Origin of the sequence: Natrinema pellirubrum DSM 15624, from assembly GCF_000230735.2 — an archaeon.
Lineage (GTDB): Archaea > Halobacteriota > Halobacteria > Halobacteriales > Natrialbaceae > Natrinema > Natrinema pellirubrum.
The window spans coordinates 22,768-44,709 of the sequence record NC_019967.1; the positions used below are offsets into that span (position 1 = coordinate 22,768).

Genomic DNA, 21,942 nt, shown 5'->3' on the forward strand with positions numbered 1-21,942 from the left:
TCTCGCATTTGTTGGTTAACACTCCTCGCATCCTGAATCCGTTCGCAGTTGCTGCGTGGGCTTCACAACGAACGTATCGGGGTTGGTGGCCGGCTTGGCGTGGCTTCGATTCGTTGCCAGCGACTCGGAGCGTGAGAGCTGCCAGACCAGCTTGTCGCGGACCGCTTCACGCGTGATCTGCGTCTCGTCCCACCCGAGGCGCTCGTCGTACCGACGCTTGATGAACTGCTGGCCAGTCGCCTCGGCGGCGACGTACTGATCGATTTTAGCACCCCACGCGTTCGAGGACCGGTACTCGGCACCGACGTCCTCGTGGGTGAGCTCAACGAGGACACACTCGACGAACGCCACGATCGACTCGTCACGCCGGTCGTTGGGGACGTCGAGTCGAAGGTCGGCCCATGGCGCTGTCGCTGCGTCAGATTCGTCCGGGTGGGGGTCGATACGACGGATTGGGTCTCGCTGTCGCTCAGAATACATGTGTTGTTCCGGGGCAGTTCGACAACCCCGTCACCCATAACGGGGTGAAAAACGCTCTATCGCGGTTACATCGTTATTCTGAACTGCCGCCGAATAATCGCCCCCATACGGAGCGAGTCGCTGACTCATCCTCACTCTCGTTCGCAGTAACGGCTTGCTCGTCTTGGGGTTGCTTGGGCTCTCGGTCGCGGGCAGCGAGTTCGTCGGTGAGCCGTTCAACCTCTGCTTCGAGGGTGTCGATCCGCTCGACTTTCTGTTCGAGCGTCGCTTCAAGTTCGTCGACGCGCTCGCTCAACAGTCGATTCTTTTCGGTCAGGTACGCGCGACTCCGCTCTGAATTGTCACGGGTGTCGACAGATGATTCGGCAGAGGTGGTGTCGCGGTCTTCGGTATCATCGCCGGTGTCCGGATCGTAGAACTCCGAGGTGTTCGCAATCGCTCGCTCGACGGTCTTCTCGCCGTACGTCGACCCATCGGCGTAGTGGACCTCGTCCCACTTCTCGCGGTGAAGCCCTGACTGACGGAACAGCTGGTCCATCTGCGTCCGGTCGCCGCCGGTCCAGAACGCCAGCAGACAGCACAGCGCCATATCAGCCTCAGACTGGCTGTCGTAGCCACCCATATTCCCGTTCCAGAGCCGCTCGAACTTCTCACCGTTCGACGCGTTTCGCGCTTTCTCGAGGAGTTCCTCGTCCTCAAGGTCGACGTCGTCTGCATCATTCGTCGCTGATTGGCCGTCAGCGTCACCACGCTGCCTGGATTCGGGAGTCGTGTCACGCTCGATGTTCTGGACGTACTCGCGGTGAATCGCGTCGAGCGCGTCCTGTCGGCGTGCAACACGTGTGGGCGTTCGCCCGACGTGGTCGCCAGTGACGGTGAAAAAGCGTGCCGTGTCGTACAGTTCGACGCTCCCGCGACGGTTCCGGCCGTCAGGGAGGTCACCCTTGATGAGGACGTGGTAGCCGGTTCCAGAGGGCGACACCTCCGTGTACGAGTCGAGTCGTGCGATGATGTCCTGTGCGTCATCGTCGACGTCGCCGGTTTCGGGATCGCGGCAGTCGTCCAGATCGACGCCGACGATGGGGTCGTTGTCGGTAAACACGAACCCGACGCCATCTGCGTGCTCCGTCTCGGTGTATTCGAGCGCTGCTTCGAGGCTGCCCCACGTCTCAGGGTCCGTCGACGACGCGAATCCGCCTGTCGCTGGCGTCACCGGGATCTTCGTCAGTTTGTCGTCCCGTTCCTCTTCCCGCCAGCACACCCACTGCTCGCGCTCGCGTAGCTTCTTGGGACACTCCGAGACTACAAGTGGCGGCTCAGATTCCATCGGTATCCCTCTCGATGAGTCTCCAGTGAGTCATCTCACTCTCTTTCTCACTATCCTGATAGAAGTCCTCGCGACCGGTGGCTTGTCCAGTCCCCTGTCCAACGGGTGCTACCCGTTGTATACTAGTTGGTTTTGACCCGCGTTTTGCCCTGAACACTGCTCCCGTAATGCGGTTTTCCCATGAACATTCATCAATCCCTTGGCCTGAACAGTAATTTTGCCCTGAACAATCTATGGTATGAACTCGATATACGGGGAAGAAACGGATATATCGCGACAATTGTGATTTCGGTGATTGGGTATGATTGACCTGAATACCATCCACCTGGATTTCATCCATATATCTGATAACTCTCATTATTCAAGGAACTTCGAGCCGTCTGGCGTGAGGTCGACACCGCTGTAGACCGTCACCAGATCGTCGCCGTCTCTGACCCGATCATTTTCATACTCGACGACGTTTGCGAGCTTTCGACCGAACCAACTCGCGTTTGTCCCATCAATACCGTGCTGATCAGTCCAGGCCGAGTACGCCTGAAACAGCGTTTCCTTTGGCACTTGTGCTCCCTCAGCTTCTCTGATGTACATCGCTGCGAACGCCTCGATGCCGTCACCACTCGGGTCGATCTCCACCGACTCATCTGACGGTGCGGTAGACTCCGTCGATGGCGTCTCTTCACCGGCATCCATCGATATCGTGGCCTGTGAGTGCTCATTGGCGGGGACGCCCAGCCATAAGTCCTCCTCGTCTGGGCTCTCGGAGAGTGTATACAGTTCCCCCTGCTGGAATATTTTGAGAGCACCGTCCTCCGGAAGCAGCAACACGATGTAGCTGTCGCGCGAATAGTCCGGATCTGGGAGTTCGACATCGGGAATGAATGGTCGCTTGATCGGCGTCCATTCTGCATCGAACCCGTCTTTCGAGCCATACGTCTGCGTCTCGCCGGGTTTATGCACTGTGTACTGTCCGGTTTCGTGATCGTAGCTGTAGTAGGCCGGGACGCCGTCTTTCGAGAGTGTTCCCTCGTCTGGAACGCGAGTGAATTCCCTCTCACCATCTGACAGCACACGTTCACCGTCGTCACGCGTCCAGACTGTCCGATTCGTCTCGGATGTGCGGGGTCGAACGGCAGTTACCCCGCCGTGGGCCGTAGCGCCACCCCCGAAGGTCACGACCTCGTCACAGTTGTAGAACTGCTCGGTACCGTCCGCCCGCTCTTGCAGCGGCACCGAGAGAATATTCTCGAGTCGCGTTGCCCACTCCGTCTCGGGGTCGCCAGAGCGAACCACGAAGAGCGGGATGCGATCTGCGTCCTGTGCTCGTTTGAGGTTCTGCAAGACTTTCGCGGGGCGATCCGGTGTCGTCGTCTCGGCCTCGATGTTGAACACAACGTCGTGATCTGGGTGCGTGGCTGTCGCGTCGGGTTGCTCGCTACCGTCCTGTTCGAGGATGTCGACGCTAAACCCGCGCTCGGTGAGCGCCTGCTCGGTATCAACGAGCACTGCATCGTGGTCCGATCCGCCTGCCGACTCCACTCCGCCCGTTTCTGGCTCTACCTCGATTTCGCCCTCCTCGGACAGTCGAGCCACGATATCGCCGTCCTGTAACTCGACATCGATCAACGGTGACGCGTCCCGCACCTCTGGCAGATCGTCGTCCGCATACTCAATATCGGGATGGCTGTTCTCGAGGCGAATCGAGAGTTCCTTGTCGACATCGACGACGTCTACCCAGCCGTTCTCGTCTCGGATGCCCTCCCGCAACTGCACTGCTCGAACCGCCTCGGCCATCGTCTCGCCCAGTATCTGCGTTGGGTTCGCTGCTTTATTGGCGTCGCTGTAGATGAGGTTCTGCATTATCTCCGCGTCAGTCAGCGGGTCAGTCCCGTAGCGATCCAAACTCGCCTCGATGATGTCGTCGACCGCATCCGATGACCGTAGCGGAGGATACGGCGGGAACGTCCGGAGGAGGACTGGCTCGGAGTACCGACCGCCCTCCAGTGGGAGTTTCGTCCAGGCTTGGTACTGGTCGGTCGAGATGAGGTCCTCTGCTGTGTAGTCGCGGAATCGCTTCATCAGGAGCTGGGCGTCGTCGACGTCGTTCACGGAGAAGGTGATGAGGTTGTCGCAGTTGTTCTGCATCGCCTTGCGCGTGTCTTCACCGAACTGCGAGGGGTACTGAGAGGACAGGGTTACGGAGAGGCGCATCGACCGGGCGCGGGCGAGCATCGACTCGATATCGAGGTTGTCGCTCGCGATGTCGTCGAACTCGTCACAGAGCACGAAGTACGGCTCTGGGTCAGTATCGCGTTCGTACGATCGCTGCTGAATCGCACTCCAGAGGTTCCGCATTACACCGAGCGTGACCATCTTCTTAATGTCCGTGTTCTCGACGGGCGTCCGGACGATGACGATTCGGTCGTTGTCGATGATGTCGCGGAAGTCGATCGTGCTCTCGCGGTGGGAGATGATTCGCCGGATGACCGAGTTTTCGACCCACGATTTGATCCGCTTGAGCAGCGGCCGGACTGTCTCATCGTCCATCCGTGCAATTTCGAGACAGAATTCACGCACGTACGGGTCGTCGACGTCGAGGGCAAACTCTTCGCGCCGCTCGGCGTGCAACAGCGTGAAGTACATATCGATCACCGAGAACGGCTGATCGGACTGCATCATCGCCCGGCCCATCGACTCGGTGATCGACTCCATGTTGATCCCCCAGTACTCGTCCGTATCGAAGATCGCCTTGAGATTCTCGATGCGGTTCTCGATCTCGTTCTCACGCTCTTCTTCAGTCTCGCAGTCGGGGACTTCGAGGAAGTTCAGCCCGACCGTCTTGTCGTGCTCGGATGAGCCGGGTTCGATCCAGACGACGTCGTCGAGCCGGTCCTCGGGAAGCATCCGCAGGAGTTCGCGCGAGTCGCGGCCCTTCGGATCGAAGTATACGAATCCATACCCTGAATACGCCCACTGGACCATCATATTCAGTAACTCTGTGGTCTTCCCGTAGCCAGTGGTGCCGGTGATCCAGATGTGGCGGAAGAGCGACTCGAAGCGGAGCGGGGCTTCGCGGAACCCTCGTTGGGCGTCCTCGTCGTACCCAATCCACAGCGGCGATGGAGCTGTATCGACGCCTGATTCGAGCATCTCGCGGACGTGTGATCCGGCGACGGTGCCCTCGTTCAGCGTCTCGGTGACGACGGGCTTGCTCCCGACGTAGTCCGTGTCCTGTTCGGCGATATCGTACGTTTCGCCAAGCAGTGACTGTGGACCCGAACGAGTCTCGAACGGTGCATCCCCACTGGTCGCACCGTTCCCGTTAGTCTTCGTCTCGGGCGGGGAATCCTCGTTGCGTGAGGGGTCGGATGCGGACGCGTCTGCATCCGACGCAGCGTCCTGGTCGGCGTCGTCGCGACCGAAGAAGCGATCAAACACTACCCTCACCTCCCTGTCTGGCCGGTCGCTCGTCAGACCGCCCTCTGGTCGCAGTGCGTTCGTACTGGTCCGTATCGGCCGGGACGCGGTCGCCGCGCTGGGTGTAGCGCCAGTCGATATTCGGCGTCTCGATCTCGTTGTTCGGGATGTGTGCGACGCCGGCGAGTTCGTCGACAGTCATGATCATACGCCGGTCGGTCCACTCGCGGTCCGCTCGAGAATCGAAGACAGGAGAATACAGGTATCCTCACAGTCGCCGCCCTGGTCAACGAGCGTTTCAGTCGGAAACTTCGGATACTCGTTGTATCCCGTCGCTGGCTCATCTCTGGTGTACTGGAGTTGCTGGACGAACCCAGTGACGTGGTCGATCATCTCGCGGTCGGAGAGATTGTTCCGGTCGCGGAAGGTTTTGAACTGCTCGGCGAGTCGAGTGATGTACTCATCGTCGTTCGTATCGGAGACATACGCGCCGTAGTCACCGACTCGCATCCGGCGCTGGTAATACTGGTAGAGCGCCTTCGGCACGGTAAGCGAGAGACGCGTTGTCTGGTTGCCAACGGTCTGGGTGTATGTCCGGGAGTGGGCACCCTGGACGTCCTGTGGCGGGTGTGTGCCGCCGGTCAGGCCGTTGAGATGGAGAGGAATTGTCGGCTGGATCTGCGACCCGACCGAGTACGTCCCAATCATTCGATCGACCGGAGTATCAGGAAGGATGGCGTTCACGCTCGTACCCAGCGTAAGCGGCCCGTGATTGGTTTCTGATCCGGCGACGATATGCTCGCCGTTCGTCGTGAGCGTCGTGATTGTCCCGCCGCCGACTGTTTCCACGACGACTTCGTCCGCCTGGTCGAGCTGGACTGTTATCGTGAGGCGGTACTGGTCGTCTGTGATGAGTTCCTCGCGCCATTCTATCTCGGGTTGAGGGGTATCAGGTGGTGGATTGGAGGTCGTCGAGGCTGTCTGTGGTGAGTCACGTGACAAAGAACTACATCCGGAGAGGGCGGCGACACTCCCGACAAGCGCTGACCGAAGCAGGGAACGACGATTCACAGTTAATTCTATGTCTTTGATAATGTTATAATATTATCGTTTTTTGAATGGATAATGAATGACGTGCTGGCAGGAAGCAGTTTCCCGTTTCACAGCCACACAGAGGCGACTAACGAGAATCGTTATGACGATTAAATCGTCCTTCCAACGCAAGCAGCTTTTTTTACCGACTTGCAACGATAAGGCGTGGATGTCACCCTACCCGGATTACCGTTGATATAGGATATACCGGCGTGCTTCTGGGCCACGTCGGAATTTGTGGCTGGACGCCTTCGTCGACACGAGCAGGTGGGTTGTAGAGGACGTCCTCGACTTCAAGGCTACTACTGCTCATTCGTGGTGAAGGGGGTGATGCCGCCTTGAGCCTACCAGCCGGTTATCATCTTGTTTGGTTGGCAACTTTGAAGTTCACTCACAGGATTCGTTGCGTATGAATCGACGGCGGTTCCTCACGGCATTTGGGGTTAGTGGGGCAATTTCACTCGCAGGCTGCACTGAGTCGCTTCCCGTTAGTGGAAGCGACGAACCGGGTAGTACCAGTGAGACGGCATCGGAGCCTGGGAGTCCAGGGTCTCCATGGCAGGGCGTCCGTATTAGCGTGCGCGGTGCCAGTGCGAGTGAGTTGGTCGATCTCCACAGCGCGTCGGTTCCCGCCATCCTTACTGGAGAGAATCGCCAAACCGCGTTCGTCGAAACAACGGATCCGGACGGGGTTGTGCAGGCAACACGAGACGCTGGGTACCAGGTCACGTCAGTGATGTCGGTGGAGTGGACTGGAGAACCTATTTGTGAGATTCAGAGTAACATCCAGTTGCCGGCCACCCCCTCGGAATCAGCGGTTCGCGACACCTTCTCAGATGCGGTCTCAATCTCGAAAATCGCCCGTGCCGGAGGCGACCAATACTGGAGCGTCGATTCCCGCCTCCAGTCCCAAGAGACGATCACAATTCGCCTCGACAACCTCGATGTCGACACAGCCACCGTTTCAATAGCTATAGTAACCGTTAGAACTTTTTACCCGTAGACTGTTGCAATAGGTAGTGGATCACCTTGACGAAACCTCCGTCGAAGAGCTGCAAGATGCTCTCGACAAGGTGGAGAGAAAGAAGCCGACACAGCGGCTACTGGCGGCGATTGCGTACAAAAATGGTGTGACGCAGACCGAATTAGCCGAGTGGTACGACGTTCAGCGGCGGACGATCTATAGTTGGCTCAAGCGACTCGACACCGACGAGTCGCTTGAGCAGGCTGTTTCTGATGATAAGCGAACTGGGAGAAAGCGAAAGCTCTCAGAAACACAGCAAGAGGAATTTGAAGAAACTGTACACAAGTCTCCTGAAGAAGTTGGGATCGACGCGCCTGCGTGGACGCCGGCGCTCGCCCAAGAATATCTCGAAGAAACCTACGGAGTCGAGTACTCAATCCCGAGTTGTCGGCGGTTGCTGAAAGAGGCGGGATTGAGTTACCAGAAACCGCGCCGTTCAGCCGCCGAAGCCGATGAAGACGAGCAAGAAGAGTTCCGCAACGAGCTCAAAAAAAGCGGCGGGAGATGGACGCCACCGTAGTCTGTATCGATCAAACCAAGAAATCCGTGCAAGTCGAGCCGCGTGCCGCGTGGTTTCCGCGTGGCACGCGGCCCTCTGTCGAACTCTCTGGCCAACGCGACTGGACGTGTCTGTTGGGCGCGATCACCGAGGACGGTGATCGCTTCTTCTCCCGATTTGAGGAGTACGTCACCGCCGACCACGCAAAACATTTCATTTTGGCATTATGCGAAGAGTTCGAAGATGATTTGATCGTGGTGCTTGATGGAGCGCCGTATTTCCAGGCGTCGGCCGTCACGGACCTAGCGGCCCGTGACGACCTCGCCTTCGTGACGTTACCCTCGTATTCACCGGAGTTGAATCCGGTCGAAGAATGCTGGAGACAGCTGCAAAAGGCTCTTAGCAACCGTTTCTTTGACTCGCTCAACGAGCTAACAACAGCGATCGACACCGCTCTCGACAAACTCTCTGTTCCTAAAGTGAGCAATTACTTCTAGTGTCTACTATATCTACGACGACTGCACCCGGAACTAGCGCGTTGCTGACTCCTCGCCGTTCTGCGTACAGACTACTAGCAAACTACGAGCCTGTGATACAGTCCGATAGTGTATGCCTCTGTCTTCAGCCAGAAGCCAAGTGATTCTGGGCGGTCGCGCGGCCCCGGGTTCTACATGTACCCGAGGTCGCGCAGGCGCTCCATGAGGTCTTCTTTGTCCTGGGCGCGGCCAGCGCGCTCGGTCGTGTCTTCAAGATCCTGGAGCCAGGCGGGCTCTTCAGCGGCTTTGTCCGTGGAAACTTCACTCCCCAGGGAGCGAAAGCCCTTGAAGTACTTGGGGGAGACGGGGATGTCCTCGTGGGTGAGGTCTCCCGGAAGATCGTCGTAGCTCTGGGGGACATACCCATCGTCGGGGAACTCCGCGACGGTTTCGGGGACGACGTAGTACCAGAAGGCGTCCCAGACGGCGGCCTCATCGAACTGCAGGATGGACTGAATGCGGTCGTGGGGCGGATAGATTTCGGAGTCGTGGCGCGGACTGAAGAACGTCTCGTCGGCGCGCGCGTCCTGTTCGTCCCACCGAATGCCGGAGAGAATGCCGTCAACGTCGTGAGTTTCGAGCGCATCATTCAACGCCACCGTCTTCAACAGGTGGTTGCCGACGTACGTGTCCAGCAGGAACGGGAACGTGTCCTCCTCGTACTCCAGCAGGTCGCGAACGTGGTGCTGGTTGTGCTCTGAGAGCTCGTCGATGGGGATGTCGTCGCCTGGCGTGAGGCCGTTGGCATCGACGTAGTCGCCGACGTCGGTGTTCCGGGCATAGATGACCTCCAGATCCCACTCGTCGGCCCACCTCTCGACGAAGTCGTGGAGTTCGTCGAAGTGCTGGAAGTGGTCGATGAAAATTGCGGGGGGAACGTCGAGGTCGAACTGTTCGGCGACCTCTTTAACGAAGTACAGCGTGAGCGTCGAGTCCTTCCCGCCGGTCCACATAATCGCCGGATTCTCGTACTCCTCGAGGCCCGTGCGAGTGATCTCGATTGCTTGCTCGATCTTGTCCTGGAGCGTCGGATAATCCTCTGGGGATTCGCCGGTGCCTGCGTCGTAATCCACATCGAGGTATGCTGGGAAGTCAGCCATCAGTGGGTAGGTCGTGACGAAACGGCGTAATGAACCTATTGAAATACTACGATGTCGAGCGGCGGCTACAGGGGGACGTGATGGGGAGCGGTTGAGACTCCCTGGGTCACCAGGTAAGGCCCTCGTAGGTGATGTCCGGGGTGGGGGTGATGCTGCGGCGGCCATCAACCACGACCGGCTCTCGCATCGTGGTGAACTCTTCATCGAGGGTCGCGAATTCGTCCCAGTCCGTGACGATTACGGCACCGACAGCGTCCTTGAGCGCAGCGGCGGCTGAACTGGTGTACTTGATGTCGGGGAATCGCTCGCGCATGTTCTCCGTGGCGACGGGGTCGTAGCCGACGATGGTGGCGTCGCGATTCTGGAGGCCCTCGATGACCTCAATAGCGCGGGAGTTGCGGACATCGTCGGTGCCGGGCTTGAATGCGAGGCCGAGCACGGCGACGCGCTCGCCGGCGACGTCAACGTAATCATTGAGGAGGTCGAGGAGTCGCTGGGGCTGGGTGTCGTTGACCGCGACGGCGGCCTCGAGAAGTGCAGGAGTGTAGCCCTTGTTCTTGGCGGCGGCGATGATGGCGTTGACGTCCTTCGGGAAGCAACTTCCACCCCAGCCAACCCCCGACCGGAGGAAGCGCTCACCGATGCGGTCATCAAGCCCAATCGCGTCCGCCACCTCGTAGGCATCAACGCCGAACTCCTTACAGATATTCCCGAGGTCATTGATCAAGGAGACTTTCGACGCGAGGAACGCGTTGTTCGCGTACTTGATCATCTCCGCTTCTGCGATGTCTGTCTCGACAACGGGAGCGTCGGTTTGTTCGATGAGCGGCGCGAAGACGTCATAGAGGGTGTCGAGTGCCGTGTCGTCCTGGGTGCCGAAGACGAGTTTGTCGGGGTGCTGGAAGTCCTCGACAGCCGTTCCTTCACGGAGGAACTCGGGATTCATCGCCACATGGAGGTCCTCACCGAGCGTTTTTCTGGACGCGTCCTCGAGAATGGGAGCGAGCGTGTCCGTCGTGGTTGTGGGGATGACCGTGCTCTTCGTGACCACGACGTGCTCATCGTCTTTGTCAGCGAGCGTGGCACCGAGGGTCTCGGTTGCAGCCTCAATGATCGACGTGTCAATGCTACCGTCGTCGCGAGACGGAGTGGGTAGCGCAAGGAACGTAACGTCCGTCTCACGAACATCGGCGTAGTCCGTGGTTGCTGTGAGGGCATCGCTGCCGTGTTCATCGAGGAGGTCGTCGAGGCCAGGTTCGTGGATTGGCGACTGGCCGGCGTTGATGGCGTCGACGATGTCTTGGTCGATGTCAACGTTCACGATGTCGTGGCCGAGATCTGCAAAACACGCCGCAGTTGTCGTGCCGACGTAGCCGCTGCCGACAATACTGACTCGCATTACTGATGGATTCGCGGGGTGACTATTCAGGGTTTGGTAAAACGAGTGATCTCTAACCCGTAATCCGAAGCGCGAAGCTTCGAGACCACTTTCACTCCGGATGGATGATATTCATGCCAGTTGGTGACAAAGTGAGGGGCACACTCATCATGAGCAATATCATCTGCAAAGCGATTCAGGAGCAAAAGGCGGTCGAATTCACCTACGATGGGCATCATCGAAAGGTCGAACCCTACTGCCACGGCCGAAGTAAGAAGGGCAAGGAGTCGCTTCGAGGCTACCAAATTGCGGGAGGGAGCAATTCACGGCGAGTTCCGTTTTGGCGACTCTTTACCGTAGCGAAGATGGGGAACCTGACGCTGACAAACGAGACGTTCAACGGGAACCGTCCTCATTACAACCCGAACGATAAGGATTTATCCCCGATTCACTGCAACGTCTGACAACAGACAAGGAACGAGCGGAAGAACTGATGCTCAATGAACGAGAGGACGACGAGGGATTCAGAGCCTCAATTGTCGTCCTCAAAATAGAACTCATTGAGGAAGACGCAGGCATCATTCGAGGTGAGCTACTAATCGAAGGCGAAGTTAATACTACCGAGAGTCGCCTCGCACCGCCTCAACGAGCCAAAGCCGGCAAGTTGGCAAGACCTCGAAGTCGGAGAGGCGAAAGCGTACGGCCTTCAAGTTGATTCCCAGAAGGAAACCCTGCGGGAGAAGATGAGTGCCCTCTTCAGTCGTAGCTTGGAAGAAGGACACGTGCAAGACTTCGTTCCAGGAACCCCTCATAGTACGTGGATATCTTCTCGGGGTGATCAATCTTGGATTGAGCATATTCATATGCGATACCCTGCCGAGGTTGTGTGGAGATAATTTAGCAATCCAAACTCCGGACGTTTGCAAGGTAGCCGTCGATATTTACTTCACTCCCTCCTTCGAGGAAGAGGTCTCTACCCTCAAGGTTAGGTGAAAAGACCTATCATTGTTGACCGACACTCTCGCAGTAGTTATGAAAGCAGTCGTCCTAGCAGCCGGTGAAGGAACGCGGCTCCGCCCGCTCACCGAAGACAAACCGAAGGGAATGGTCGAGGTCAACGGCAAACCAATCCTCACGCACTGTTTCGAACAGCTCGCCGAGTTGGGCGCCGACGAGCTCGTCGTCGTCGTCGGCTACCGCAAGCAGGACATCATCGACCACTACGGCGACGAATTCGAGGGCATCCCAATCACGTACGCCCACCAGCGCGAACAGCAGGGCCTGGCACACGCGCTGTTGACCGTCGAAGAGCACATCGACGACGACTTCATGCTCATCCTCGGGGACAACATCTTCGACGCGAACCTCGAGGACGTGGTGCGGCGTCAACAGGAAGATCGTGCTGATGCGGCGTTCCTCGTCGAGGAAGTCGACTGGGACGAAGCGAGTCGCTATGGGGTGTGTGATACGAACAAGTACGGCGAGGTGACCGACGTCGTGGAGAAGCCCGAGGACCCGCCGTCGAACCTCGTGATGACCGGCTTCTACACGTTCAGTCCCGCCATCTTCCACGCGTGTCACCTCGTGCAGCCGTCGAACCGCGGCGAGTACGAGATTAGCGAGGCTATCGACCTGCTGATTCAGAGCGGGCGGACGATTGATGCGATTGGCATCGAAGGGTGGCGTGTGGACGTCGGGTATCCCGAAGACAGGGACCGGGCGGAGAAGTTGGTCCAAGGGAAGGATCCTGTAGAACAGTAGAGACGGACCCTCGGTCTTCTTGAACGGTCATTTTCGACGCCATAAGGGGCCCAACTAACTAATGTATCGAATCCCGTTGATAAGCCACCGTGAGATGGGTGACGGGGCATTATCGAGAATAGAGGTGATTTCCTCTGATTCGATTGCGTTGGTCCGCAATGCGAGCGTCGAATAGACGAGAAAACCAACTGGTGGGACGACGACTAGTGAAAACACGGAAGAATCGATAGCGTAGGCTAGTCCGAAAATGACTGGTGCGGATATCGCTGCGGTGAAACCAACGCGGGTAACTCGAAGATCACTGATTGGATTGTACCCAATACGGCGCGCAACGATGTAATGAAATGCGAGCATCGAACCATAGCCGATGCTCGTAGCGGTAGCTGCACCGGCCATCCCATACCGGGGGATAAGGAAGAGGTTCAGAACGAGATTGATTACCGCTGCGGTTCCAGTCGCGACAATTAGCGACCGAAGATCTCCTTTTCCCTGTCCGATTGCGTATATCGGCCTAGCGAGGGCGAATCCGAGTGCGCCTGGAAGAAGGAGGAGAAGCGGTGTAACTGCAGCATCAAACTCGGGACCGAAATACAACTGCATAAACTCGGATGCAAGGGCGGCGATTCCGAGTGCTATCAGTACCGTAAACAGGAGCGTATATCTCGTTGCCTGACTCGCCATACGGGAAATTTCGTCTAAATTCCCTCGAGACCAGAGCTCGGAGGAGGAATGAATGAAGACAATTTGGGCGGCCTGCGGTGCAATCCAAAGGAATTCTGCTACGACGAGTGCAGCCTTGTATAGTCCCGTTTGCTGGCTACCGGCTAGGGGCTGGAGCAATAGGATATCGACATTGTACAGAGATATTGTTAGCAGAATGAACACCGTATTGAATATGTTAAAGCTCAGCAGGTCTCTTTGAGGAAATTCAGAAGGAAGCGAGCGAAACACTGCGGTAATGTCGATGTGTTCTCTGAGCATCCACGTTGCCACGAAGGCACAGACCAGAGACGCAATGGCTGTTCCCGCAAGCGCACCAGCAACGTCAAAGCCGATGTACGCGAGGGACAAGCCAAAAATCCCGAATAGGAGCTGCTTGAGAACAGAGAGCGGCTCGGAGTATTTTTCCAGATGAAGTCCCATTAACGTGTACCGTGTGACGTAGAAAAGCTGGTCCGTGACTAGCATGGCTGCAAGAAGTAGAATATACGTCGAAAACCCTGGCCCGACTAGTCGATCAGCTGGTCCGTACCACCCGAAGAGAATCAATATCGTTGCAACGAGTAGTACGAGGCCCGTAGCCAGACGTGCGTAGAACACGAAGACATGTTCTTTCCACGCCCGTTCAGACCGATCTTCAGCGATATACTTTCGAATACCCGCTGAGATTCCCGCGCGAGCAAACGTTCCGATAATAGCAAAGGCGGAAATTACGAAGGCGTACTCACCATAGCTTTCGCTGCCGAGGATTCGCACTAGCAATGGTGTAATCGCAACACCAAGAAGCATTCCACCAACCTTTCCGCTAAGAACCGAGACAAATCCAGAAATGGTCTTGCTACTCATTAGTTAGTAAACTCGGCTACGACCAGATCTTCCATTCCACTTCAGGAGTTTGAAAGGGGGGGACGAGCTTATTGAGCAATTTTGCTAGGGAGACTAGTCGCTTTACATCACTAAACGTTGCATCGCCATCGTTACCGATTCGGTTCGGTCCGATGAATCGTGCGTTCCCAACAGATAGTCCACCAGGTGGAATCTTATGAAGGGGAAGTCGAGCACCCGACTTGAACACCGATCCAGCATTAGGCGTTGACCGGTCCCGTTCATTGACCTTCTCCATCCGCTGTTGCGCTTTTTCACGCCCTTCCTCCTGAGATTGGGAGGGGAGTTCAAATGTTGCACTGAGAATCACCCAATCGTCGTGTTCTTGGAAGGACGAGTAACGATGGTCGAAGTTGAGATCATCAACAGGTATTTCGGTCGTATCGCCGTCGGAAAAGACCTCTACAGAAACCAAATAATCGCTGATTGTCTTGTCGTGGGCCGCACCACGTCCAGCGTTCATATAGATTGCGCCACCAATAGTTCCTGGGACCGAGTATAGATACTCGTAGCCGCCGAGTTCGTGTTGAATACACTCGTTGATGAACTGGGGAACCATTACCGACGCTCCAGCGGAAACAACGTTTCCGTCAAATTGGCGGTCAGTACATGCTACGGTGTTTTTGATTATGAGCTCGTTGATTCTGTCATCTGAAACGAGAAGATTCGAGCCGTTCCCCAGAAGTCGATATGCTCGGTTCTCTGTATGACACTCTCGCAGCAGTTGCACGAGCTCTTCTTTGCTTTCTGGGACTGCAATCTCTGCCGGGCCACCTATTTTAAGCCACGTGTATTCGGCCAGTGGTTCAGTCGTTCGTTTCATAGTCCTCTTTTACCATATTCAGAAAGTCGAAGCCTTGCTCTCGTAACCCGGATACTCGACGGTTAATATGGGTTTCGTCAGGCTTACGCTCTAAATCATCTACTCGGGCATAGAACTCAGATAAATCCCCATTCACAGCATTAATATGTCTATTTAGGAGCGAAAATTCCTCTAAAAGTGAGTGCGTCTTACTCTCCATATTATCGTAAATACTACTGACATCGACCGTAGTGAACGGAGTTCCATGTTTAAGGCTAAATATTGTTGAATGAAGGCTACTTGTTATAACCATATCGTAATGTTCGTAGGTACTATAGTACTCAAACGGGTCTACTTTACCTATTAGCTCAAGATCCACGAATTTTGAAGAAGTGGGGGTGACAATTTGAAACCCTTTATCTCGATAATATGAGCAAATTTCCTTGAATGTGGGATTATCGTTATGGCTGTGGACACCCAAGATTGGGTCATCAAGATTGATCCCGTTCTCTTCAAATATATCTCGAACATTACTGGTAGGGAGTTCTGTCATTAGTGTTGGGTCTGGCACACGATAAACAGAACTGATTCCGAGTTTCGTCACCAGTTCTTCGGTATGGTTGTCTCTTACACTGACATGGTCATAACTATATAAGTGGGTCTTGACTTGGCTCAATTTTGACTCAGATAAGTCACTTGGATTCGTTTGATTCGCCGAGGCAGCGTATGCTACTTTAATTGATGAAAGGTCGGGGTCAAGAAAGTAGAGGTTCGGGAATGGACGTGTTGGAGATAAACGTGGCAAAAAATCCCCACCCAGGTCTGTATTGATTTTCCAAATTTCATCGCTTCCAGTTATAACCATATCATATCCTTGGTTTTCTAACCAATCTACTGCGCGACCATGGTTATCAGTAATAATGGATTCACTGCTTGTAGGTAATTTTGTGTCGATGAACTCCTCAACAATTCGTCGATCCTTGAAACGGACAACACTTCGCCAAGGTCTCTTTGTGAGAAATATAGGATTCCGACGGCTATGTTCCTTAGCTTTTGTACGGTATTCAATTACTTCAACATCCGCCGAAAATACCTCATCAAGAACCTCACAAAGGGAGTAGGCCTGTAAGATCGCCCCCCGGTTTTCGTTATTATGGAACGTGAGAACCCCAATTTTAGACATACGAAGTCATGCTGACGCATCCGATAAAGTACTTCTGTTTAGGATTCCGGTCTGTTGTTGCCCTTTACTCTTTCATAGATATGTCTTGACAGTTGAACCCCCGGCCTACCGAATAATGCAGCAAAAATACTCAGAATAAGTACGGGATTATGTAATCCCTTATACCTAGCTGCGAGTGCGTAAAAATAAATCGCGGATGGAGACCAAATTCTATTTTCAATCAAAAAGTGGGCTTTACTATGGTACACCCCTCCAAGCGCGTTACGCTCTACTCTTGGCGGGAATTTTTTATACAGCCCTTGATATTCATTGTAAATATCTTCAAGTTCATATGCGAACTCAATCTTTGACGAGCGGCTATCAACAGAATCACCGATTCTTGTGAGTATAGAGTCTACAAAACCAAAGTCCGTCTCCTTTGCTAACTCAATTTTCATACCAATATCATCCGCTGCAGGCCGGTTCTTAAGAGGGGTGATATTTGCAAGGACTTCGTCTGAGATTAGCAATGAGGAGGTAATTGTTGTGGGCCAGAAAAACTGAAGTGCTAATTCTAGTGAGTTCTCTCGCTCGTCTTCATCCGGAGATATTTGACAGCCATTGCGGTCAATAATACCACCATAGGCCACACCAACTGATTTTGTCCGTTCTAACAAATCTACTTGCTGTTCAATTTTTCGATCAAGGATCACGTCATCGTCATCTAGGAACTGAATGTATTCGCCCTGAGCGGATTCATATCCCGTGTTTCGTGCTGGATTGCCGCCCATATTTTTACTATGGGGGATATATCGGACGTCATAACCAGCTACGATGGGCTTCGCATACTCCTCGCCGGAGTCATCCACGACGATGACCTCGATATCGTCATAAGTTTGTGCAAGGGCGCTTTCAACAGCTTCTCGTAAGCTCCTGTCCCGATAGTATGTGGGAATTATAACGGATACCAGGCTCATGCTCTGCGCTTGTATGCCGACTCATAAATAGTTACATCTTAACACTAGGAACCCAGATTTGGCAAGTGAGGAGTACCGGTGTTCTAAAAACTATTCGTACGTGTTTACCCCGAGGTCTCAACAACCGGCACAGTCTGCTCTCGTGAGATCATTTCGTTGTCGTGGACAACCCGCGTAAGTTCCTCGTATGGGTTGCGTCCCTGCTGGCGCCACGTCGCCAGCAGGGACAAGATCGTCTCGTGAACGAACATGCCACGGTCGTTCCGGAGTGTTCCGATGATTTTCCGGAGAACAACAGGTTCACGAAGGGCGTTTTCTGCGGCATTGTTCGTCGGGGAGACCGCTGGCTCACCGACGAAGGTGAGCCAGTGGTCGAGTCCACCTTCGATCTTCCCGAGGAGTGTTGCCACTGGTTCGTCGGTCACTGACCGCTCAACGAGCGATCTGAGGCCGTCCTGACACGCTCGATGCATCTGTGCTCTCGCACGAGGATCTGGGTCGGTCTCCAGCCACGACTGGAGACCGACGAACATCTGCTTGAGATACCGGTACACCGGTTCTGCCTCCTCGTGGTCACTAGCAACGTCTTCAGCCTCCCGGAGAAGATGTGCCCAGCACCGCTGAAGCGTACTGCTGAACGCTGGATACGCCGTCCACCCATCACAGATGACCGTTCCCGCGAAGTCCTCGCCAAGGACTTCCGCGGGAACATCACTCCCACGACTCTCTCTGACCGCGTACAGCGTATGCTCGTCCGTCCGAAACGTCCAGATCCACGCTTGGTCACCGTCACGCTTGATGCCGGTTTCGTCAACGTGGACGATTTCAGCCTCCTGAATCTCTCGACGGATCTGCTCGTACTCACAGCGACCGGCGCGCGCAGCGCGCTCGGTCGCGTGCCACGCGGATGCACCTGAGAGTTCGAGTCCGTGAAGTTGCTCGAAGCGGTCCGTGATTTTCCGGTAGGGAAGGCGGTGATCGTACCGTGACAGGGCAGATTGCGCGATGACGTTCACCCCGAACTGCCCCTCATCGGGGCAGTCGGGGTGAGTCGCAACCGTCTCAGTTCCACAGGAGTCGCATTGGTAGCGGTGTCGGTTGTACTGGGTGACTTCTGGTGGCTGTGGATCCGGGACTTCCTCGACGAGTCGGGGGCTGACGCCCACCGACTCGTCGAAGTGGTCGCCACACTCGGGACAACAGTCAGAGGTGACCTCGATTTCTTCATCAGGATCGGGCGGAGAGCGCCACTCCGGGTTGTGACCGTCCTTTCGACCGGGAGTACCACCATCAGTTCGGACATCGTCGTCTTCGTCGTCCTGCGAGGTCGGGGACTCGTCGGTCCCCGACCGTCGCTTACTGGGTGGAGTGTGTGGATTCTCGTACTTCCGGAGACGTGTTTCGAGTTCTTCGATCCGCTCTTGCTGCTCTTCGATCCGCTCTTGCTGCTCTTCGATCCGTTCGTTCTGTTCCTCGATCCGCTTGTCCTTCTGGGCAATCTTCTCTTCCAGCTCGTCGATTCGCTCCTCCATCTGGAGAAACCGCGAGAGGAGTTCGTCCTTGGAGAGATCGTCCCAGCTCATCGATTCCACCTCGAAACGACGACAGCAGGGCCGACGGGATGGTCTCCGGGCAGCGGAGACCATCCCTGAGAATGTAGACTGACTCCCTGCTGACAGACCATGTATCTGTCACAGGCCACCACCTACGAGACAGTGACGAAATCAGACGGGGCTAAACACGTACAACTATTCAAAATCAGCCCCTTTGTCAAATATAAAACAGGCTGAGTTCAGAAAGGGGATACAATCTCTAATTACCCGAAAGTGCTCAGTTTTCACTTTATCACTCTTTGGAGCGCGTGTCTGAATTCACTCTTGCGCGCTGATTCGGTAAACCTTGAGGCCACTTGCTTTGAACGCTTCCGCATCCGTTTTCGTTGTTCCAACTCTTGGTTAAAATACCAATTAACGACCGACGCGATCTCTTCAGCATCGGTTCGATCCACGACTAAGTTTTGGCTGACTTGAGAAACGGCCCCACGAGATCCCGTCTTTCTAGTCACGGTTGCAGGGACACCCCCATACATGGCTTCGATTGGCGTAACGGGATGCGCATCTAGACGTGCGGGATGAACGAAGAGACTAGCTCCCGAAAAAGCATCTGAAAGAGAGTCCGCATATCCCAGAACTGTGACTCCGTTAAACGAGTTATACCAATCCGCATGATCTTCGCCATACAGATGCAGTTCTGCCTCGGGGTGTGTGCGTCTTACTGCTGGCCAAGCCTCAACCAGGATATCCAACCCCTTGTGACCGCGATCATGGCCGACATAGACAGCTTGCTTACCATCCAGTTGTGGACTAGTCTGGGAGAGTTTTTGCTCTTTTTCTGCTTCGATAAAGGGAGTAGCAACAGAGATCGGCCCGTCAAACCAATCAGAGCAGTCATCAGCGAACAAATTTGATACAGTAATAATTCCGTCAACATGCTTTCTCGCTAAGTACTTCAAAACGAGTGCATCTATGGTTTGGTTTGCTTTCCCGACCAACCGAACTAGTAAGCTATGTTCCATTAATGGATACATCTTCTGACCGGCGAATCGGACATTAGTATGTAGATAGACGACTTCAGCAGTCTCTAAATTATCGGATAATTTTGGAAGGAGGTACAGGGTGCTCGGAGACTCAAAAACGAAAATGTCGTAGTTAGTATCAAAATCTTCAACTGAGAATAACGCATCTGAGACGACCGATCCATTCAGAAGACCGGGAAGTGGTCGACGATGGACAGTCTGAATGTCGGCCCCGACACTATTTGCCATCTTCTGATGGATGGAGTGCATATGTCCACCCTCTCCGGGCGCCGCTGTCTGGACGAAGCAGATATCTTGATTGGAAACCATTGTAGGGAGTGTGCTATGCCGTCGTAATAAGTCCTCTTCTGTTAGGAAACGAGTGATAAATACGATGGCGGGGACTGATAGTAGGGTTTATGTATAAAGATGCCAGCTTCTGACATAGGGTTGCTGCACAATCTCCACTAGATTAGCATGAATATCGCCAAGTCCAGTCTGAAAATTATGGGTGCGCGAATCTGTAAATCCGTGGCTAGCTTTTCCGCGGTCGTGATCTTTTCTCGTGAGCTGGGAGCGTCACCACTTGGAGTTTACTACCCGTTTATTGCGGTACTAGGGGTTTTGGGCATCCCCGCGAATTTCGGGCTATCAAATGCTACACAGAAGAGAATCAGTGAAGGAGAGGACTCCGGTTCGTATCTTGGATCCTCAATTGCGCTACGCGTTCCTCTCATAGCGGTTGTCGCCGCATCAATTGTTGTCTTTGAAGGATATTAATGAATTCCTCGGTGCTGACCTTGCTATACTGTTAGTTCTTACTTTATTTGCTCACGAAGCAGGTCAGTTCTCGTTAAGTGTCCTTCGTGGAGAGCTAAGAGTAGGGGAGACAGCCATCATAGAGGTCCTCCAACCACTCAGCTGGCTTATAATCGGATATATTCTATACACCCATGGGTACGGGGTATATTCTCTCGTCTATGGCTACTTGTGCGGCTCAGTCCTTATGCTGATTGCTGGCTGGTGGAAAGTTTCAACGCCGATTAAACGGCCGACGCTTAAGCATTCCTGATCACTTTTGGACTATGGAAGGTTTAGTGTTGTAACTGCGGTTGGCGGGTATTTGTATAGCTGGATGGACGTCATCATTCTCACATTCTTTGTCTCTTTTGGAATTGGTATATCGCGTGCTGAAATTGGAGCGTATGAAAACGCGTGGCGTGTGTCTCTTGTTGTTATATTGTTCAGTCAGGCGGTTTCTACTGTCTTATTCCCGCAATTCAGTAAATGGGACTCCGAAGGCGCTTTGCATAAAATTGAGTCAGCTATACCACGTGCATTGTTGCCTTCATTATTGCTTGTGATTCCAGCATTCGTTGGCACTACAGTTCTTTCAAAAGATATCTTGTCAATTCTATTTGGAGAGGAGTTCGTCGTAGCGTGGGTTGCACTGATCATTCTGACTGGCGAAAGATATTCCAGTCTATACATGTTTTCGCTAGTAGCGCTCTTACAGCTATTGATCGGCCTGATTTGGCCGCCTATGCCACAATCGCTTCAATATCGTTGAATTTATTGCTAAATATAGTTTTGATATGGGAGTTCGGGATTGTCGGAGCTGCAATCGCCACAACAATATCATTTGCCGCGAATACTACTCTTCACATCTATTACTTAAACCGATTCATAGATATTAATCTCCCGCTAAAAGAGGTAGGGGGGTATAATCTCATCTATAATTATGGGGATTCTAGTCCATTACATACGTTCTGTGTCTAAGATTAATACTCTGTTCGACCTGGCAGGCATTATCGCCTTTGGGGCAATCGTTTACACAGGGGTTGCGCTCATTTATCCACCAATTAGAATGACATCCCGACAACTTCTCAGACCAGTTTATTTCTCCCTGGCTGGCTAGAGTATGGTTTCATAGAAGAGTTCTCACACCGTAGTCACGGCACTTCCCGGATTGCCTCCTCGTTCATAGTTGGTGATTGCGACGACGAGGCGTGGCACAGCGTGAGGAATACCTGCTCCCGGCGGCGATCGCACGTCTCATCTAGCGTCGATTGCTTCAGCTGAACATTTCGCTATATTCAGCGACGCGACTTTATACTCAATATTTTCGGGTCGTCGGTGTTTCGCGTGTCGCTCATACCGATGAGTCGTAACTTAGGATCGCGTCGAACCAATTGCACGCTTCATTTGTG

General features: G+C 54.3%; 15 protein-coding genes and 3 pseudogenes. 4 read left to right on the forward strand and 14 right to left on the reverse strand.

All coding sequences use genetic code 11. The features are described from left to right. Positions 1 to 15 precede the first annotated feature (15 nt). The 5 genes and pseudogenes from NATPE_RS18510 to NATPE_RS18530 all read right to left on the reverse strand — a co-directional run bounded on the left by NATPE_RS18510 (position 16) and on the right by NATPE_RS18530 (position 6,223). A complete protein-coding gene (locus tag NATPE_RS18510) occupies positions 16 to 480 on the reverse strand; it encodes a hypothetical protein (RefSeq protein ID WP_006183564.1) in 465 nt (154 codons plus the stop codon). A 73-nt stretch (positions 481 to 553) separates the two neighbouring features. Continuing rightward, entirely contained in the window at positions 554 to 1,807 is a 1,254-nt protein-coding gene (locus tag NATPE_RS18515; protein ID WP_015310234.1) for a phage NrS-1 polymerase family protein, read from the reverse strand. A gap of 357 nt (positions 1,808 to 2,164) precedes the next feature. Beyond that, a complete protein-coding gene (locus NATPE_RS18520) occupies positions 2,165 to 5,242 on the reverse strand; it encodes a TraM recognition domain-containing protein (RefSeq protein ID WP_006183566.1) in 3,078 nt (1,025 codons plus the stop codon). Then, positions 5,235 to 5,456, reverse strand: a pseudogene (locus tag NATPE_RS18525) (hypothetical protein); the annotation flags it as partial. The gene NATPE_RS18520 and the pseudogene NATPE_RS18525, both read right to left, overlap by 8 nt. After that, complete coding sequence (locus tag NATPE_RS18530; protein ID WP_152422623.1) at positions 5,426 to 6,223, reverse strand: hypothetical protein; 798 nt, start codon at positions 6,221 to 6,223, stop codon at positions 5,426 to 5,428. The gene NATPE_RS18530 and the pseudogene NATPE_RS18525, both read right to left, overlap by 31 nt. A gap of 1,109 nt (positions 6,224 to 7,332) precedes the next feature. Here NATPE_RS18530 and NATPE_RS21575 point away from each other — a divergent pair. Continuing rightward, positions 7,333 to 8,333, forward strand: a protein-coding gene (locus NATPE_RS21575; RefSeq protein ID WP_076611240.1) for an IS630-like element ISNpe3 family transposase whose coding sequence is annotated in 2 segments (ribosomal slippage) — positions 7,333 to 7,825 and positions 7,825 to 8,333 — 1,002 coding nt in all. Because the reading frame shifts where the segments join, the coding sequence is not laid out codon by codon here. Positions 8,334 to 8,503: 170 nt separating this feature from the next. On the opposite strand, the gene NATPE_RS18550 is transcribed toward NATPE_RS21575, so the two are convergent. Beyond that, positions 8,504 to 9,472, reverse strand: a complete 969-nt coding sequence (locus NATPE_RS18550; protein ID WP_006183572.1) for a phosphoadenosine phosphosulfate reductase family protein — start codon at positions 9,470 to 9,472, stop codon at positions 8,504 to 8,506. A 106-nt stretch (positions 9,473 to 9,578) separates the two neighbouring features. Then, positions 9,579 to 10,871 carry a UDP-glucose 6-dehydrogenase AglM gene (gene aglM, locus NATPE_RS18555; RefSeq protein ID WP_006183573.1) on the reverse strand — a complete coding sequence of 431 codons (1,293 nt, stop codon included), beginning with the start codon at positions 10,869 to 10,871 and terminating at the stop codon, positions 9,579 to 9,581. A gap of 1,011 nt (positions 10,872 to 11,882) precedes the next feature. Between aglM and aglF the strand changes: the two genes are divergently transcribed. Next, positions 11,883 to 12,611, forward strand: a complete 729-nt coding sequence (gene aglF, locus NATPE_RS18570; protein ID WP_015310238.1) for a UTP--glucose-1-phosphate uridylyltransferase AglF — start codon at positions 11,883 to 11,885, stop codon at positions 12,609 to 12,611. 54 nt (positions 12,612 to 12,665) lie between these two features. On the opposite strand, the gene NATPE_RS18575 is transcribed toward aglF, so the two are convergent. From NATPE_RS18575 to NATPE_RS21595, 6 genes are all read right to left on the reverse strand, one after another. Beyond that, on the reverse strand, positions 12,666 to 14,177 hold the full coding sequence (locus NATPE_RS18575) for a flippase (RefSeq protein ID WP_015310239.1): 1,512 nt from the start codon (positions 14,175 to 14,177) through the stop codon (positions 12,666 to 12,668). A gap of 16 nt (positions 14,178 to 14,193) precedes the next feature. Then, positions 14,194 to 15,039: a UDP-N-acetylmuramate dehydrogenase gene (locus tag NATPE_RS21580; RefSeq protein ID WP_006183578.1), complete on the reverse strand. Its 846-nt coding sequence runs from the start codon at positions 15,037 to 15,039 to the stop codon at positions 14,194 to 14,196. Further along, complete coding sequence (locus NATPE_RS21585; RefSeq protein ID WP_015310240.1) at positions 15,023 to 16,201, reverse strand: polysaccharide pyruvyl transferase family protein; 1,179 nt, start codon at positions 16,199 to 16,201, stop codon at positions 15,023 to 15,025. Before NATPE_RS21585 ends, NATPE_RS21580 begins: the two co-directional genes overlap by 17 nt. A 38-nt stretch (positions 16,202 to 16,239) precedes the next feature. Continuing rightward, positions 16,240 to 17,157 carry a glycosyltransferase family 2 protein gene (locus tag NATPE_RS21590; protein WP_006183579.1) on the reverse strand — a complete coding sequence of 306 codons (918 nt, stop codon included), beginning with the start codon at positions 17,155 to 17,157 and terminating at the stop codon, positions 16,240 to 16,242. 104 nt (positions 17,158 to 17,261) lie between these two features. Then, the gene (locus NATPE_RS18580; protein WP_015298760.1) at positions 17,262 to 18,740 is read right to left on the reverse strand and encodes an IS66-like element ISNpe8 family transposase; all 1,479 of its coding nucleotides are present in this window, start codon (positions 18,738 to 18,740) and stop codon (positions 17,262 to 17,264) included. Between the two features lie 254 nt (positions 18,741 to 18,994). Further along, positions 18,995 to 20,062 carry a glycosyltransferase family 4 protein gene (locus NATPE_RS21595; protein WP_015310242.1) on the reverse strand — a complete coding sequence of 356 codons (1,068 nt, stop codon included), beginning with the start codon at positions 20,060 to 20,062 and terminating at the stop codon, positions 18,995 to 18,997. A gap of 147 nt (positions 20,063 to 20,209) precedes the next feature. Here NATPE_RS21595 and NATPE_RS23090 point away from each other — a divergent pair, with 147 nt between their 5' ends. Both NATPE_RS23090 and NATPE_RS23095 read left to right on the forward strand, forming a co-directional pair. Next, on the forward strand, positions 20,210 to 20,512 hold the full coding sequence (locus NATPE_RS23090) for an MATE family efflux transporter (RefSeq protein WP_206538406.1): 303 nt from the start codon (positions 20,210 to 20,212) through the stop codon (positions 20,510 to 20,512). Beyond that, positions 20,499 to 21,302 (forward strand): annotated as a pseudogene (locus NATPE_RS23095) (oligosaccharide flippase family protein). The gene NATPE_RS23090 and the pseudogene NATPE_RS23095 overlap by 14 nt, the downstream one beginning before the upstream one ends. A 371-nt stretch (positions 21,303 to 21,673) precedes the next feature. Here NATPE_RS23095 and NATPE_RS22440 read toward each other — a convergent pair. Continuing rightward, positions 21,674 to 21,882, reverse strand: a pseudogene (locus tag NATPE_RS22440) (IS5/IS1182 family transposase); the annotation flags it as partial. Between the last annotated feature and the right edge of the window lie 60 nt (positions 21,883 to 21,942).

Bases quoted from the DNA above. Each gene is read 5' to 3' on its own strand.
- NATPE_RS18510 (WP_006183564.1), bottom strand. From the start codon at position 480: ATGTATTCTGAGCGACAGCGAGACCCAATCCGTCGTATCGACCCCCAC.
- NATPE_RS18515 (WP_015310234.1), bottom strand. From the start codon at position 1,807: ATGGAATCTGAGCCGCCACTTGTAGTCTCGGAGTGTCCCAAGAAGCTA.
- NATPE_RS18550 (WP_006183572.1), bottom strand. From the start codon at position 9,472: ATGGCTGACTTCCCAGCATACCTCGATGTGGATTACGACGCAGGCACC.
- aglM (WP_006183573.1), bottom strand. From the start codon at position 10,871: ATGCGAGTCAGTATTGTCGGCAGCGGCTACGTCGGCACGACAACTGCG.
- aglF (WP_015310238.1), top strand. From the start codon at position 11,883: ATGAAAGCAGTCGTCCTAGCAGCCGGTGAAGGAACGCGGCTCCGCCCG.
- NATPE_RS18575 (WP_015310239.1), bottom strand. From the start codon at position 14,177: ATGAGTAGCAAGACCATTTCTGGATTTGTCTCGGTTCTTAGCGGAAAG.
- NATPE_RS21580 (WP_006183578.1), bottom strand. From the start codon at position 15,039: ATGAAACGAACGACTGAACCACTGGCCGAATACACGTGGCTTAAAATA.
- NATPE_RS21585 (WP_015310240.1), bottom strand. From the start codon at position 16,201: ATGTCTAAAATTGGGGTTCTCACGTTCCATAATAACGAAAACCGGGGG.
- NATPE_RS21590 (WP_006183579.1), bottom strand. From the start codon at position 17,157: ATGAGCCTGGTATCCGTTATAATTCCCACATACTATCGGGACAGGAGC.
- NATPE_RS18580 (WP_015298760.1), bottom strand. From the start codon at position 18,740: ATGAGCTGGGACGATCTCTCCAAGGACGAACTCCTCTCGCGGTTTCTC.
- NATPE_RS21595 (WP_015310242.1), bottom strand. From the start codon at position 20,062: ATGGTTTCCAATCAAGATATCTGCTTCGTCCAGACAGCGGCGCCCGGA.
- NATPE_RS23090 (WP_206538406.1), top strand. From the start codon at position 20,210: ATGAATATCGCCAAGTCCAGTCTGAAAATTATGGGTGCGCGAATCTGT.